At 32.7% G+C, this 15919-nt stretch carries 13 protein-coding genes; 1 reads left to right on the forward strand and 12 read right to left on the reverse strand.

Features of this window, described 5'->3' with window-relative positions; all coding sequences use genetic code 11:
- Positions 1-90: 90 nt before the first annotated feature.
- From FHL06_RS08610 to FHL06_RS08620, 3 genes are read right to left on the reverse strand one after another with little or no spacing between them, the layout of a single operon-like run.
- Positions 91-516 (reverse strand): PTS sugar transporter subunit IIB, encoded by a 426-nt coding sequence (locus FHL06_RS08610; RefSeq protein WP_153385818.1) that lies wholly within the window; start codon positions 514-516, stop codon positions 91-93.
- 13 nt (positions 517-529) lie between these two features.
- Complete coding sequence (locus tag FHL06_RS08615; protein ID WP_153385819.1) at positions 530-964, reverse strand: PTS sugar transporter subunit IIA; 435 nt, start codon at positions 962-964, stop codon at positions 530-532.
- Positions 965-982: 18 nt separating this feature from the next.
- Positions 983-1972 (reverse strand): sugar isomerase, encoded by a 990-nt coding sequence (locus FHL06_RS08620; protein WP_153385820.1) that lies wholly within the window; start codon positions 1970-1972, stop codon positions 983-985.
- Between the two features lie 193 nt (positions 1973-2165).
- On the opposite strand from FHL06_RS08620, the gene FHL06_RS08625 reads away from it, so the two are divergent.
- Positions 2166-2888 carry a GntR family transcriptional regulator gene (locus tag FHL06_RS08625; RefSeq protein ID WP_153385821.1) on the forward strand — a complete coding sequence of 241 codons (723 nt, stop codon included), beginning with the start codon at positions 2166-2168 and terminating at the stop codon, positions 2886-2888.
- 131 nt (positions 2889-3019) lie between these two features.
- Here FHL06_RS08625 and FHL06_RS08630 read toward each other — a convergent pair whose 3' ends face one another.
- From FHL06_RS08630 to FHL06_RS08670, 9 genes are all read right to left on the reverse strand, one after another.
- On the reverse strand, positions 3020-5599 hold the full coding sequence (locus FHL06_RS08630) for a glycoside hydrolase family 38 N-terminal domain-containing protein (protein WP_153385822.1): 2580 nt from the start codon (positions 5597-5599) through the stop codon (positions 3020-3022).
- Entirely contained in the window at positions 5599-6720 is a 1122-nt protein-coding gene (locus FHL06_RS08635; RefSeq protein ID WP_153385823.1) for a PTS fructose transporter subunit IIC, read from the reverse strand. Before FHL06_RS08635 ends, FHL06_RS08630 begins: the two co-directional genes overlap by 1 nt.
- Before the next feature lie 32 nt (positions 6721-6752).
- Entirely contained in the window at positions 6753-7073 is a 321-nt protein-coding gene (locus FHL06_RS08640) for a PTS fructose transporter subunit IIB (RefSeq protein ID WP_153385860.1), read from the reverse strand.
- Positions 7073-7537: a PTS sugar transporter subunit IIA gene (locus tag FHL06_RS08645; protein ID WP_162000298.1), complete on the reverse strand. Its 465-nt coding sequence runs from the start codon at positions 7535-7537 to the stop codon at positions 7073-7075. The genes FHL06_RS08640 and FHL06_RS08645 overlap by 1 nt, the downstream gene beginning before the upstream one ends.
- Before the next feature lie 2 nt (positions 7538-7539).
- Positions 7540-9459: a BglG family transcription antiterminator gene (locus tag FHL06_RS08650; protein WP_153385825.1), complete on the reverse strand. Its 1920-nt coding sequence runs from the start codon at positions 9457-9459 to the stop codon at positions 7540-7542.
- A 927-nt stretch (positions 9460-10386) separates the two neighbouring features.
- A complete protein-coding gene (locus tag FHL06_RS08655) occupies positions 10387-11751 on the reverse strand; it encodes an NCS2 family permease (RefSeq protein WP_420360963.1) in 1365 nt (454 codons plus the stop codon).
- Positions 11752-12006: 255 nt separating this feature from the next.
- A complete protein-coding gene (locus FHL06_RS08660) occupies positions 12007-14106 on the reverse strand; it encodes an ATP-dependent Clp protease ATP-binding subunit (RefSeq protein WP_153385826.1) in 2100 nt (699 codons plus the stop codon).
- Positions 14107-14121: 15 nt separating this feature from the next.
- Positions 14122-14343, reverse strand: a complete 222-nt coding sequence (locus FHL06_RS08665) for a transcriptional regulator (protein WP_153385827.1) — start codon at positions 14341-14343, stop codon at positions 14122-14124.
- Positions 14344-14464: 121 nt separating this feature from the next.
- Positions 14465-15904: a glycoside hydrolase family 1 protein gene (locus FHL06_RS08670; protein WP_153385828.1), complete on the reverse strand. Its 1440-nt coding sequence runs from the start codon at positions 15902-15904 to the stop codon at positions 14465-14467.
- Positions 15905-15919 lie beyond the last annotated feature (15 nt).

Below are 15919 nucleotides of genomic sequence, written 5' to 3' on the forward strand. Positions count from 1 at the left end.
CTTGCATCAAGACGAAAAACCTCTTTCATTGTTTGTGGAGAACTCCAATGATACCTGATTTTTTCGTCTTGGTGTTTTTATTTTGGAATTTTATTGAAAGTGGCTAACTTGATTATAAAATTCGCCTTTCAGTTTTTCTTCTTCAGAACCAGTAATATTGATATTTTTTGAAATATTTTTTGTTCCTTCTCTTGTTGTAGTTAGACCGAGATTTACTGATTTAATTTGGTTACACCCCTGAACTAATTTATATACATCATCGATACTATCTACGACAACAAACAATCTATATTTATCTGTTACACCACTATTGATAGCTTTGATTGAGTCTTCAATATTCTTTATTACAAGTTTTACTCCTTGGGGTTTAGCTAATCTCATTGCAGATTTTCTTACGGAATCTGTTGCTACTTTATCATTCGCAATAAGAATACAATTTGCACCTAACCCTGAAGTCCAGGAAACTGCCACCTGTCCGTGTAATAATCTATAGTCAACTCTAGTTGCTAATATCATAATTTTTCCTCCTTTAAAAGTCGTCTGAATCTTCTTCTACATCACCCTCCAATACTTTGGAATCATTAATAATCATTTTTGTGGATGATTCAATTGCATGTGAAATGATCTCGGGTACAGATTCATTTGAATCAATCGTTGTAATCAAACTAAGTAATAACCCTAAATTCATTCCAGATACTAGATATATATTGTCCTGCTTGTTCTTTGAAAGGTAATCAATAAACTCATTATTAACACTTCCACCAAAAACATCAGTGATTATAATTTGTTTGTCTTTTGATTTTTTATCAATTAATCTACTTTTGATCTCATCCTTCATAACAAAATTTTCTACCGTATAAGCACAAAGTATATCAATATTAGATTGTTTACCTAATATCATTTCCACCGATGACTTCATTCCTTTTGCTAAAAAGGCGTGAGATGCTAATAATATCTTTATCATATAATTACCTCTACTACTTTATTTATAGCTTTCTTTCCACATATATCTACGTGTATTGAAATCTTCATGAATCACATATGATAATTGACGCATATAGACATTATTCAAAATCGAAGAGAATATTGGGTGATTAAAGTATTCCGAAATATGAGGTTCTAAATCGTCTAGCCCAATTTCCTTACCATCTAGTACATATAACTTCTTACCACCGAACCTTTGTTCAAATTTCAAAGCTCTTTCGTCTTCCGGACGAGTACGACCTGTCGAAAGTAGTTGGAAGAAGGATTTACTCTTATCTGTCACCTCAAATGGTCCATTGAAGAATTCATAACTATGAACCGTAGGAGCATTAAGTTGCAACATTTCTTCAAGATTACAAATTGAAAAGATATATCCTGCACCAAATGTGGGTCCACTTGATAATATATAAATAGTTTTTTGATTTTTATTTAATTCAGCCCATTCTTTAGCCAATGGTGTTGTATATTCGAAAGCCTTACGATACATAGGATCCAATACGTCAAATGCTGCCATTGCGGCTTTATAGTGATCATACCCTTCTACCTCGTTAAGCAAGTTCATTGCAACACAGATACCAATACTTGCATTAACACGATCAATTCGACTCTCATCAAGAGCTAAACTATCATATTTAATAATGTAATCACATGTTTCAGTTAGCCCTGATTCATCAACATATAATCCAATTGTTGTTGACCCCATTTTTTTAGCAACCTTTGCAGAATCAATTGTTTCTGAAGTACCTCTCATCGAGCATAAAACAGCTAATGTTTTTTCGTCAATATTCTTTGGTGTTGCGTAAATAAATTCACCACTAGTAAACATGTGTGATGAAATTTTTTTCGATTCTTGTTCCATAAAGTAATTAGCACCATAAAAACCTCCAAAAGAACCTCCAGCACCGACCCAAACAACTTGGTCGATTTTATTATTCATCTTACCCAATGCTTTTTTTACTGTTTCCTTTACTTCTTCTTGAATCTTCATAAAAACCTCCAAAATATTTAATTAAGATACATGTATCTTTAACAACTTGAATAATAAACCGTTTTCATACCAAATGCAAGACTTTTTAGAAAAAATGTCATTACATGTATTCTATTTTTTTGTATTTAAATGTATACATTTAAATACATGTTATGTATAATAAACTTGAAGATGTATTATTGGAGATGTCATCATGAGAAAGCAAAATAAATCAAAATCACTATTATATGAACAATTAACAGATACAATTAATAAAAGAGTCCAGGAAAACACTTATAAGTCAGGAGAAATGATTCCCTCCGAATTAGAATTACAACGTGAATTTGGTGTGAGCCGTAGTACGGTCAGAAAGGCATTAAATATTTTATCCAAACAAAATATTTTGATGAAAATCCCTGGTAAGGGTACTTTTGTTTCTGACAAAAAATCACCTATAAAAACTAAAAGCAAGCATTTTTTAAGTTTTACAGATAATGTTAAAAGATCAGGAAAAAAGCTTACAACAAAATTAATCTATACTAAAGATGTTAATAATAATGAGAAACAACGAAATTTCTTTAATATTAGTGAATCAGATAAACTAGTAAAAATTAAGCGCCTTAGATATCTAAACGGGGAGCCATTCTGTATTGAAACAACTTGGCTGTCGGAGAAGTACTCTGACATTACAAACAACAATTTGGATGGATCACTTTACCAAATCTTGAAAAAGAAATATGATTCTGCTCCTAATAATGGTCAGAAAACTTTTAAGATAATCTTTGCCACTCAAGAAGAATCATTTTTATTAGATGTTTCTCGTGGATCTGCCTTGATGAAGATAAATGACTACGTTTATGATCAAAATGGATTTCCACTTCATATTTCTGAGCAAATACTCAAAGGCGATAAATTCACTTATGCAGTGAATCAATAGTTCTTTAATAAAATAAGGATATATATAAAAAGAGCTAGCCCTGACGAGGACTAACTCTTTTTATATATATTAGAATCACTTTTAGCAATTAGTTTAAAATAATTACTTAAAATCACTCAATCATAATAAATTTAATCATCAACCTCTATTGAACATATTCCCATTGGTGGAATTTTAAATTTATTATTTTGAACTTTTTCTATTGCATTTACTTCCTTAGAATTTTTACCAAATAATTTTTTGTCTAATTGCTTTGTAACACGACTAACGTTCTCTAATCTAACAATATAACCAGACTCATTAAAGTATGCAGGATAAATGGAGCTCACTAAATAATTATCGGGGAGATTCAACACTTCTAGCTCATTAACATCAATATGATCTATATTAGGAAATTGAATTTTGTTATCAAGACGCTTATAAAAGAGGTTTAAGTTTTGATATTGATAACATGGAATTGATAAAGCTAAGTTGTTCGAATACTTTTTCAACGTCTCTTCATCAAATTCTTTTCCAATTATTAACCCAAATTCTTCAACAATATTACTTAATACTTCTGCATCAGGTGTTTTAATCATTATATGGCCACTTTTTGTTGTATCTCCAGAGGCACGTCCTGGTCTATACCCTAAATTGGGTTTCCCAAGTTCATTGGTCGTCGCTAGTACAGTTAACCAAATAATACCATTTACTTGTTGATACTCTGAAATATCATTTGATACTAACGATACGAATTTCTCATTATTTTTCACCGTAACACTATCGTCAAATGGATAGATGCATACTGGGACTTCTGCCCATTTTGGATTCTTTTTTTCAATTGCAGTACGTTTAATAAATCCAAATGGCACGGATGCAATGTGGGACTCAGAATTAATTCGTGTTCTAAAACCAACTCTTATTCTATGATCTAAAACCTCATTATCAAATTCAAATCTAAATCTGATAGTTTCACTACTCTTTAAAAGATAGATTCTCATCCTATAATTAACAAAATGAGTTTGACCTTGGTATTGTTTCTGTACTTGAGATACCGGTAACTCTTCAGTTCCCTCCAATATCATTTCTGAGAAAGAACCAAATTTTTTAGTAGAACACTTATTGAATTCTAACATTCTTTTATGACCATTTTCTAATGGTGAAAAATCATAAGTATCACCATCATTAGGAACATCTTCAATTAACAAAGCGTCATCAATTAAACTATCTGCAGTTTGAATTTTTAATTTTCCGTCGTGGAAACTTAACATGTATTTATCATTACTTATAGATGAATCAGTTGATTCCTTTTCTTTACTATCATTATCAGTCACTTGATCAGTCACTTGGAAAACTTTAAATCCAAGAGCTGGCAAACTCACTTTAACTAAAATCTTAGAGATATAATAGCCGTTTTCCTTAATATAATGATTCCCAATTTCATTTTGCACCAGTACGTTTTCTCTTGGCTCAACATATTTTTGTGAAATGATATCACTTTTGCAATCTTTTAATCCTGGATATTTCATAGCCGTTAATAGTGTAATTTCATTGAATCTATTAGTTCTATGAGCTGTTGTATTAAATAACAAGACTTCATTCTCTTTTAACTGGATTTTTCTTGATATTAAATTTTCAATCATGTTAATAATGTCATCTGCAATTTGTTGACCTTCTTTAATCCGTTGGATTATATCACGCTCCACGGAATCTGTAACACTTCCTGCCATACTGTCATGTGCTTGACTTTCCAAAAGTTTCTTCCAAGCACGAACCACAAATTTATGACTAATATCTACTCCAATCTCATTAGAAATTACCAACATAGGCTCGACAGTCTTAATCAATTTCATTTCAAGCTTTTTGGATTCAAGTTTTATATTCATACGACTTGAACTACTTGTTCTATGAACTCTTGCAAGTACTGGATCAATAAATTCTCCAACATAATCAGGTAAATCTACTCGATTTGATATCTTGTTGATAAAAGATTGATAATCGGTAATTTCATATTCATACTTTCCCAAATCATTAATACGATTAATTTTGTTACCAAAATCTTTAATGATATCTAATTGATCATTACCCGAGGGGATAAGGATATCATTCCCCTTTTCAACTTTCCTGATAAAATCAACAGCATTATCTAGCCTTTTATCGACATATCCACGGTTATCGTCCAGTAGCATCCCTGTACTATATCCTTGGGGCATATTAACCGCTGTAACATTATTTTCTTTACCCAGTGATTTCCAATTAAAGTAATATCCACCAACTTTTTTAACATCTAGTCCGCGCCAGAAAATAAAACTGGAAATTCCAAGGTGATTTAATATCACCGGCATTTGAGAATTAAAGCCAAATGTATCAGGCAAATACCCAACATTTAAGTACTGTCCATACTTTTGAGAATCAAGGATGCCAATCATCCCATTTCTGATCAGTGATTCTCCTTTAATATGCAAAGCATCAGGTTGAGTAAACCATGGTCCAATAATTAATTGACCTCTTTTAACTAACGACTTAACACTATCAGTCATCTCAGGCCTTATTTCTAAATAATCATTAAGTATCGAAATTTGGCCGTCTAATGTAAAACTAGCATCTTGATTTTTTTCTAACTCTTCAATTGCATCAGTAAATAATTTATCACTAAGAAAAATGGAATCCTCAGATGAAAAATACCATTCTCTGTCCCAATGTGTATGATTTACAATACTAACTCTTATCATTAACTTTCCCACTCTTCCTCAGAGAAATCATTGTCTTTTGTTTCATCAATAGTTGTTTCGTTTTGTGTTTCATCAACTGTTATTGTCTTACGAACTAATAAAGTTGCAACTGTAATAAAAGCTGAGCCTACAAAAATACCTAATAAATATACAGGCCAATTATTAACTGCAAACCAACCATAAAAGCCACTGATAGGAGCCTTATTAACTGCACCCAAACCAACAGCAATAGCACTACCTAGAGCCGAGCCAATAACATTAATAGGAATAATTTTTAGTGGAGATTCAATTGCAAAAGGAATGGCACCTTCACTAACACCAATAAGTCCCATAACAAATGATGCTTTGCCAGCCTCGTTCAATTCAGGGGTAAACTTCTTCTTATTAATCATTGTTGCCAAACCTAATCCAATAGGTGGAATAATAATTGCTACCTGTGCAGCTGTATTAGGATCGTAAACCCCACTAGTTAGTAAGGCCATTGCAGTCGTTACGGCAGCTTTATTAACTGGTCCACCTAAGTCAAAACCGACCATTCCACCAACGATGGCAGCCAATAGAACTTTATTAATACCTGTCATTGACTTCAACCAACTTGCTAGCCCTTCGTTTAATGCAGCAAATGGAGTACCAATAACATACTGAATTAAAATGAGTGTAACTAAAGATCCCAAAACAGGAACCAAAAATACAGGAACCACTGAACTCATTGCTTCTGGTAAATGAATGTGATCAAACATGAATTTACTTGCATAACCTGCAATAAAGCCTGATGCTAAGGCACCTAAGAATCCAGCGTTCATATTTGCTACCAAAACGCCTGCTACCATACCAGGTGCAATCCCACCTTTATCAGCAATGGAATAAGCAATAAATCCTGAAATAATTGGAAACATTAGACCAAGGGCTAATCCTCCCCAACCATCATCAGTATGTAAAAATTGAATAATTACATTTGAATCTGTTGCCCACTTAGTATCCCAAATATCTTGAATACCAAATGCTGAAGCTCCAATTCTTGATATTGCCATCAAAACAGCTCCAGCAATAACAACTGGAATCATATAAGAAATACCAGTCATTACATGCTTTTCTATATCTTTCCAAAATGACTTGCTCATTTTAAAATCCTCCTTAACTTATAAAAAATCCCCTAATTTTTATCAGCCAATGCTAGTGCATCATTAATAACTTTCTTTGCATTCTTGATTGGATCACTAACGTTAATATCCAAAATTTTCTTTCCATCAAATCGTTCTGAATCACGAACTTTAGTGTCAGTGGCAAAAATCACAGCCTCTCCAATTTCAACATCCTTTGCGGTCAACTTATTTCCGACTCCAGTGGCACCTTGTGTTTCAACTTTAATCAGAACTCCCATTTCTTTAGCAGCCTTACGAAGAGCTTTTTCTGCCATATATGTATGAGCGATTCCTGTGGCACATGCAGTTACTGCAATCAATTTTCTTTTCATCAATCTATACTCTCCTTATTTTTAAAAATATTGATAATATCATCTTTATTTCTTGATTGCTTCAGTGATTCAATAACGTCGTCATCCATTAATCTTTGTGCTAATAGTGATAGGACTCTCAGATGTTCTTTTGATTCTGATTCATCAGGAATTGAAAGCATGAATATAATGGAAACTTTATTACCATCCAAAGCATCCCAATCAACAGGTGTTTTTAATTTTGCAAAGGCAATAGATGACGTTGTTACAACACTCGATTTTCCATGAGGTATTGCTATTCCTTCACCTACCCCAGTTGTTCCCATCTGTTCGCGCTCCATCACCGAATCTACATATTTATCAATACTAGTAATAACGCCATCATTTAAAAACATTTTTGACATTTTTTTTATGACATCTTTTTTTGACTCAGCCTCAATTTCAAATTCCATTTGATTTTTGTTTAATAAATCTAAAATCTCCATAGTCATTTTCCCTTCAATAAATTAATGATTTGTTCTTTAGTTTTGCTTGAAATAATTTCTTTAATAATTTTCCTATTACTCAAGATATCCCAAAATCTATCATAAATTTTGTCCAATTCAGATTGTGGAGTATTTTGATTGAATGCTATAAAAAACACTAGACTAACTTTTTGTTTACCCCAAGTAATTGGATTCAACAGTTTCAACACTCCAATTTGTGATTGTTTTACATACTTTGGATTAGCATGAGGCGTAGCAATATTCTTAAATGATGTATATGATAAGTGCTCTCTCGCAATTGCACTTTTAATAGAATTAGGTTTTAAAATTTGGTTTTTTTCTAATAGAATCCCCATTTTTGTAATTGCATCTTCCCAGCTACTGGCCTTTGATATTAAGATATTTTTATCAGAAATCAGGCTATTAAATAAATTATCATTGTTATTGGCATCAATATCATTATTTTCAATTGCAATGTTGATTTTATTTTTTAATTCATCAGTTGAAACAACAGGACTAGCATAAACAACAGGCTTTGTTGGTGCGGAGAGTTCAATCGTACTTACAATTAAGTCAACATCCTCAATATCAAAATCTAAATATTCGTCATATGATAAAATTCGTATTATCTTGAGATTAGAAAACTCCCTTTTTAATCTTGCAGCTAATAATTGTGAAGTTCCTAAACCTGTACTACAAACAATGATGGTATTTACTATACCGTTTTTTGCTCGCTTTCTTTCTAAAAAAGCTTCAAAATGTAACGCCAGATATGCAGTCTCGTCATCGTTTATTGTTATGTTATATTTATTTTCATACAATTCCTTTAAATGAATTGCATTTTCAAATGCATAATTATACTTTCGTATTATTTCATCTTTATAAGGATTAGTTATTGATACTCCTAATTTCCAACGGTTTAATGATGAATTGATATGTAATAACAATCCTTCATACAGTTGATTATCAAAACCGATTTTCTTCAAGTATTCCAGTAATAAATTATTAGCATTAAGATTTGCCTTTACTTTACTTGCATGTTTCTTTCCTGCTGCTAATAGATGTAATTGAACATAATATATTTCTTGACTCGGAAATTTAATAGATAACTCATCTTCTATACTTCTTACCAAAACTTCGGCTTCTTTTAAAAAAGTTTCTGACTTTCCCCAATAAACACGATCAATAAATTTTCCTAACTTTATTCTTTCTACTGCTATTAATAGATGAACAAATAAAGATTGATATTCGTAATCGTTAAGAACCATATGTTCATTAATTATGAAATTGCTTAATACCTTATCTACTTTTGTTATTAATGATTTGGGTATTGAAAGATTATTATCACTAACTATTTTTAATTCATGTTCATTAATAATCGACGATGAATTAAACAATTGTCGAGAAATTACTTTCGTCAAAATCTTTCTTCTTTGCTCTTCATTTAAATTGAGTTTGAAACCTTTTCCTGATTTTCTTATCAAACTTACTCCAATTGATTCCAAACGCAATTCGATATTATCGATATCATCAAGGATAATCTGGCGATTCACAAAATATTTATCAGATAAATATTGAGTAGTTATATATACATCTGTATTAAGTAATTGACTAAAAACTAGTTCTCTTCTTGTACTTCTATCTAAATACCTATTTTTCTTGTTAAATTCAATTTCTGTTAAAATCTTTAATAACTTTTTATCACTACCTTTAATATAAATTCCAATTCTTGGTTTTTTTACTAATTCAACATCATAATTTTTTACATACACACCTATGACTTGCAAATCTTTATAAATAGTTTTGGTAGAAACATTAATTCTCTGAGATAAGTCTTTCGCACTTAGCGCCTGGTGGTCAGATTCCTTTTTATTTTCAACTAGTATCAAAATTAATTGAATTTGACGTTTTGTTAAGTCCATATCCTTACCTCCAATTCAAATATATCATCATTGTATCCGTTTACATATATGACCAACTTCCACATTAATGTGGAAGTTATTATCTTGTTCATAAAACACATTTATAGTAGTTATCTCTAAATTATTTAAATACTCCTTTTTATAAGTCAGAATACATTAAATAACTGAACATAAGAAATACTTTTTCATACTTCAATGACAGTGTTTCAGATCCAGATTCTTAATGGTCGACTGTTTATTAATTGTATTAACTAAATGATTTCGTCATCTGTAATAAATCAAAGTTGGCTTCCTTCAAAAGTAAATAACTTAACACATGATTGAAATATTCATTGGAACTACTTTCCAAAGAAAAACAAAAATTATAGAAATAAATTGATATATCATTAATGTTATCTTGGCTGTTGATTGATTTAATCAATACTCTTAAATATTCTCATAAACATGAGAAAAACATATTTTTTTGAGGGGAAACTGTATTTGATAATAATAGCCAAAGTAAATTTTCTCTGTCGTTATATAAACGTTACCAAATAGCTTTTAGACTGCTCTCTAAATGAATGAACATTTTCAACAACTTCTCCCCTTTGGTAAATTCTATCGTTCATTTCACTGCGGTATTTTTCAATGATTTCTTATATTTTGAAGACATCGGTTTCTCTTGCATGATTTCTTCTTCGAAATTTATCTGATAATAACTTTGGATTACAGTTATCTGAAATATTTTTAATCGGATGTTCAAATTAATTTTACAGTTTGTAAACGCAAAAAAGGATATCGCTAAAATTCATAATGCGATATCCCTAAAAATTAGATCTGTATTTTATCAAAGAAAATAATAGCAAATTCGAATTAATTAAATGTACTGCATATCATTAAAGTAAAATAATCAATTTATATAAAAATAGTTATCTGACATTTTTTGATTTATGCCAAACTAGCTTTTGGCAAAATATTGATAATATAAAGCAAGATTACAAAGACAACGAACAATCCATACATAATTGGATTGATTTCTTTTCTCTTACCTGCAGCGAGCATCGTGATTGGATAAACTAAGAATCCAAAAGCAATACCATAAGAAATGTTATAAGTTAATGGCATACCGACAATCGTTAAGAAAGCTGGCAGCGCAATTTCAAATCTATCCCATTGAATTTGTTTCATTGATTGGGCCATTAATGTACCAACGATAATCAGTACTGGTGCCGTTACGTTTCCTGTAACGACTGACAATAATGGCGAGAAAAACATTGATAGAGCAAACAAAACACCGACAGTGACTGATGTTAAACCGGTCCTGCCACCCACAGCAATTCCGGCTGATGATTCAACATAAGCAGTTGGAGGAGTTGTTCCAAATATTGATCCACTGACCATTGAAATTGAATCAGCCATTAGGGCATGTCCAATTCTTGGCATCTTGCCATTCTCATCTTTCATGACATCAACTTGTTCGGCCAAGCCAATCAATGTACCAGCGGTATCGAAGAATGCTACTAATAAGAAGATAATCACAACTGCCCAAAGTTGCGGTTGTTTAATATCAGTAATGTGTGCAACGCCGACACCAAAAGTTGGCTTCAAACTAGGAATTGCCGAAACAATATGAGCAGGTGCTGAAATTAATTTTGTCACTAAACCAACAATTGTTGTGAAGACCATTCCAATAAAAATAGCACCTGGAATCTTACGAGCCATCAAAATGGCTGTAACCAAAAGTCCGGTGATAGTTAACCAAGTCGTGGGAACCGCAAATGAACCAATAGCAACAAGCGATGACTTACTAGCTGTAATTAATCCACCGTCTTGCAGGCCGACAAAGGCAATGAATATACCAAGCCCTGAAGCAACTGCCAATTTCAAATCTTTTGGAATTGCATTAATTACGATTTCGCGCAACTTCATCAATGAAATTACCAAGAAAATCAAACTAGCAACGAAAACCCCAGCCATAGCGGTTTGCCAAGGAATTCCCATCGCTATAACGACTGAATAACTGAAAAAGGCATTATCGCCTAACCCTGGTGCAATCGCAATCGGATAATTAGCCAAGATTCCCATTAAAACTGAACCAACAACTGCAGTCAAAGCTGTTGCTGTAAAGAGTGAGCCTTTGTTCATCCCTGAGTCTCCCAAAACTTGAGGATTAACAAATAAAATATAAGCCATTGAAACAAAAGTTGTCAGACCAGCTAAAATTTCTCGTCTAACATTTGTTTTGGCTTCTTCGAGATGGAATAAACGTTCCAAAAAACTTAAATTCCGTCCATCTTGTAATGAATTCACGATAAAACGCCCCTTAGAAATAATTACTATTTTTCGAACTTTTCTAGTATTGCAGATTATTCGTGTTTTGACAAGAGAAATAGAAACATTTATATACTTTTTATTAAAATTGTTCGTATTTAACTATTATTTTATTAATAATAATCAGTTTTTACTTAAATCTATGGTTATGCGTAACGCTATTGTTCGTGTTTTGCTTAAATTAGGTCAAAAAAAATAAGACTTAAACATCGAATGTTCAAGTCTTATTTTTAGGCATTAATTAGTTACTGGAGATTTTTCAGTGATTTTAATCGTACCATCGACTAAATCAGCTTGTAAATTCTTAACATCCAAGTTATCAAGGTAGAATTCAGCTACCTTATCTCTAATCTGTTGTTCGATAACTCGGCGTAATGGTCTTGCACCCATTGCTTCATCGTAACCTTCATCGATCAACCACTCTTTAGCTTCAGGCGTTACCTCTAAGGTAAGCTGCTTCTTGGCTAAATTAGTCTTAACATCGTCTAACATTAAATCAACGATTTGATTCAAATCAGTCTTAGAAAGATGAGTAAATTCAACAATACCGTTAAATCTATTCAAGAATTCCGGTTTGAAGTATGGTGCTAACAAATCCTTCAACTTTTCATCTTGAGGATGTTCATTACCGAAGCCAGCATTTGATGTTGCAATCACAATCGTATTCTTAAAGTCGACTACGTTACCTTGTCCATCAGTTAAACGTCCATCATCCATTACTTGTAATAACAGAGTTAAAACTTGTGGATTGGCCTTTTCAATTTCATCCAACAAGACGATTGAATAAGGATTACGACGAACTTTTTCAGTTAACGTATTGCCGTTATCCTCGTAACCTACGTAACCAGCTGAAGTACCAATCAATTTAGAAACGGCTGTTAAATCTGAATATTCACTCATATCCAAACGCACGATTGCGTCCTTGCTGCCAAACATATCCTTAGCCAATTGTTTAACTAATTCTGTTTTACCAACACCAGTTGGACCGACAAATAAGAAACTACCGATTGGACGATTGCTATCATCAAAACCAGCGCGGTTTCGACGAATAGCTGAAACGACCATATCAACTGCTTCATCTTGTCCAATGACCTTACTCTTCAAACGTTTGCCCATATCTTTTAAGTGCTCAATATCGCTAGCACCCATTTGTGATACTGGAACACCGGTCAATCTTTGAACCGATTCTGCAATATCATTAACTTTGGCTATAGGTTCTTGAGCTTGATGATCGTCTTGATTCAATTTAGTTTGAATCTCTTCAATATGTTTCTTCAAACTAGCAGCTTTTTCGTAATCTTCTTTTTCAGCTGCTGCAGTTTTATCTTTTTGAGCTTGCTTCAAATCTTTTTCCAAGCTGACTTTATCAGTTACAGGATTTTTAGCAGCTAAGTGAGCCGCAGTCATATCGATCAAGTCGATTGCCTTATCAGGTAACGACCTTTGAGGAATATATTGAACTGAATAGTCAACGGCTGCCTTTAAAACTTCATCAGGTAATTTGACGTGATGATGGTTTTCATAAGCGCTGCGTAAGCCCTTCAAAATAGCTAAAGTAGCTTCTTTACTAGGCTCATTAATCGTTATATCGTTGAATCTTCTAGCCAAAGCAGTATCTTTCATAATCGTATTCCGATACTCATCTTGAGTAGTTGCACCAATGACTGAAATCTCGCCACGACTTAAAGCTGGCTTAATAATATCCGCTAAACCTTTACTACCTGAATCTGAACCAGCTGAACCGGCACCAATTATTTGATGGATTTCATCAAAGAACAATACCACATTTCCAGCTTTTTTGACTTCTTTTAACAAGTTTTGAATATTTTCTTCAAAGGAACCACGGTATTGTGTCCCTGCTTCAAGTGAAGACAAATCGATTGAAATAATTTGTTTGTCCTTGATTGCTTCAGGAACGTTGCCTTTGACGATTGCTTGGGCTAAACCTTCAACAACCGCTGTCTTACCAACACCAGCATCACCAACTAAAATTGGATTGTTTTTTGTTCTCCGACTTAAAACTTCAGCTGTCTCTTGAATTTCTTTGTCACGGCCAATAACAGGATCAAGCAAGCCTTGTTTAGCCTCTTGAGTCAAATTACGGCCTAACTTTTCTAACATTGTGCCATTTTTTGACTTACCGTTACCTTCATTAATGGGAATATTCTTTCCCGCTTGTCGTGCCTCTTGAAATTTTGCTAATTCATCAGGAGTCAATTCTTGACCATTCACATAATACTTAGCTTGTGAGTTGCCATTTTGTTGACTCATCAATCGTTTAAAAATCTCGTCCATATTGTCGCTAAAAGGATCTTCATCCCAAAATGATCTTGCCATATATAAAAAGCCTCCTCATTTAAGATAATGCAACTCCAATTCGCGCAGAACTTTCCACATTTCCGTATCCTGCGCCTTGGCAATTGCCTCTATATCGCGCAAATTTAAAGATGTGGCAGAGGTTTGTTTTTTATTAAATGATTTATGCAAAGTCGTATAACCATACCCACTTCGTTTTGAAATCACATATATTGTTAAGTCGTTGTCTTCTAAGTATGATTTAATATCTATCCACATATTTCCAACCTCCACAAGTATATTATAGCACATTTGTGATATATTACAAATGTGAAGTATCACAAATGTGACATAAAAAAAAGAAAGATTCTCACTAATAGAGAATCTTCCTCTTTGAAAATTATTCCAAATCAGAACCATTATTATCAATAATCTTCTTATACCAATAGTAGGAATCTTTCCTTAAACGCTTAAATGAACCGGTTCCATCATCTTGCTTATCTATATAAATCAATCCATAACGTTTACTCATCTCACCAGTTGAAGCACTAACTAAATCGATAAAACTCCAATTAGTATATCCTATCAAATCAACTCCATCGTCAATAGAATCTCTCATGGCTTTAATATGGGAACGCAAATAGTCAATACGATAATCATCATGTATCTTTTCATTAGCTTCAAGTTTATCTACTGCCCCTAAACCATTTTCGACAACCATAATTGGTATTTGATATCTTGCGTAAATTTGATTGAGTGAATATCTCAAGCCATCAGGATCTAATTGCCATCCCCATTCGCTAGATTTTAAATATGGATTCTTCATTCCGTCAATAAAATTACCCGCCGATTTAGCAACTTTTTTTTGAAGTCCAGCACACATACTCATGTAATAACTTAATGAATAAAAATCAACTGTTCCTTGTTTTAAAATATCTTCATCACCCGGTAAAATATCGATTTTCACATCATTATCTGACCAATACTTTTTAGCAAAATATGGATATAATCCTCGAACTTGAACATCAGAAACGTACCAATCCAAAATATTCATTTGATTATTTGCTGCTAAGATATCCTCTGGTGCAGAAGTATATGGATAATAAGGAATAAATGCGACCATATTTCCCATTTTAAATTGAGGATATTTATCATGCGCAAGTTTAACGGCTTTAGCACTTGCCAATAATTGATGGTGTAAAGCTTGTAATCTAGTTTGTATATCACATGAATAGTCAAAGACAGTTCCTCTATAGTCCTTAGTTAATCCCAAAGAAATCAATGGACCTGACACTGTCGTACTATTGTTGATTTCATTAAAAGTCAACCAATATTTAACTTTATGTTGATATCTTTTAAAAATGATTTGACAGTAATTCATGAAGTAATCAATTGTTTTTCGACTGCTCCAGCCATTTAATTTATCTACTAACCCATATGGCATCTCGAAATGAGAAATGGTTACAATGGGTTCAATATTGAATCTGTTCAATTCATCTAAAACCGAATCATAAAATTTCAATCCTAATTCATTCGGGCTATCTTCTATTCCAGTTGGAAAAATTCTGGTCCAATTAATAGAAAATCTAAATGCTTTCAAACCTAATTCAGAGGCCATTTTGATATCTTCTTTATAATGATGATAAAAATCGACCCCATCATGGCTGGGATAATATTTATTATTTTCAATACTTTTTGTAAATATGCGTGGATTTTTTTGAGACCCACTAGTAAACATATCAGCAGTTGAGGGACCTTTACCATCAACATTCCAAGCTCCTTCAACTTGATTAGCAGCTATTGCACTACCCCATAAAAAATCTTTTTTAAATCCAGACATGTAAGACTCTCCTTT

This window comes from Companilactobacillus halodurans, assembly GCF_009600985.1.
Taxonomy (GTDB): domain Bacteria; phylum Bacillota; class Bacilli; order Lactobacillales; family Lactobacillaceae; genus Companilactobacillus; species Companilactobacillus halodurans.

Bases quoted from the DNA above. Each gene is read 5' to 3' on its own strand.
- FHL06_RS08610 (WP_153385818.1), bottom strand. From the start codon at position 516: ATGATATTAGCAACTAGAGTTGACTATAGATTATTACACGGACAGGTG.
- FHL06_RS08615 (WP_153385819.1), bottom strand. From the start codon at position 964: ATGATAAAGATATTATTAGCATCTCACGCCTTTTTAGCAAAAGGAATG.
- FHL06_RS08620 (WP_153385820.1), bottom strand. From the start codon at position 1,972: ATGAAGATTCAAGAAGAAGTAAAGGAAACAGTAAAAAAAGCATTGGGT.
- FHL06_RS08625 (WP_153385821.1), top strand. From the start codon at position 2,166: ATGAGAAAGCAAAATAAATCAAAATCACTATTATATGAACAATTAACA.
- FHL06_RS08630 (WP_153385822.1), bottom strand. From the start codon at position 5,599: ATGATAAGAGTTAGTATTGTAAATCATACACATTGGGACAGAGAATGG.
- FHL06_RS08635 (WP_153385823.1), bottom strand. From the start codon at position 6,720: ATGAGCAAGTCATTTTGGAAAGATATAGAAAAGCATGTAATGACTGGT.
- FHL06_RS08640 (WP_153385860.1), bottom strand. From the start codon at position 7,073: ATGAAAAGAAAATTGATTGCAGTAACTGCATGTGCCACAGGAATCGCT.
- FHL06_RS08645 (WP_162000298.1), bottom strand. From the start codon at position 7,537: ATGGAGATTTTAGATTTATTAAACAAAAATCAAATGGAATTTGAAATT.
- FHL06_RS08650 (WP_153385825.1), bottom strand. From the start codon at position 9,459: ATGGACTTAACAAAACGTCAAATTCAATTAATTTTGATACTAGTTGAA.
- FHL06_RS08660 (WP_153385826.1), bottom strand. From the start codon at position 14,106: ATGGCAAGATCATTTTGGGATGAAGATCCTTTTAGCGACAATATGGAC.
- FHL06_RS08665 (WP_153385827.1), bottom strand. From the start codon at position 14,343: ATGTGGATAGATATTAAATCATACTTAGAAGACAACGACTTAACAATA.
- FHL06_RS08670 (WP_153385828.1), bottom strand. From the start codon at position 15,904: ATGTCTGGATTTAAAAAAGATTTTTTATGGGGTAGTGCAATAGCTGCT.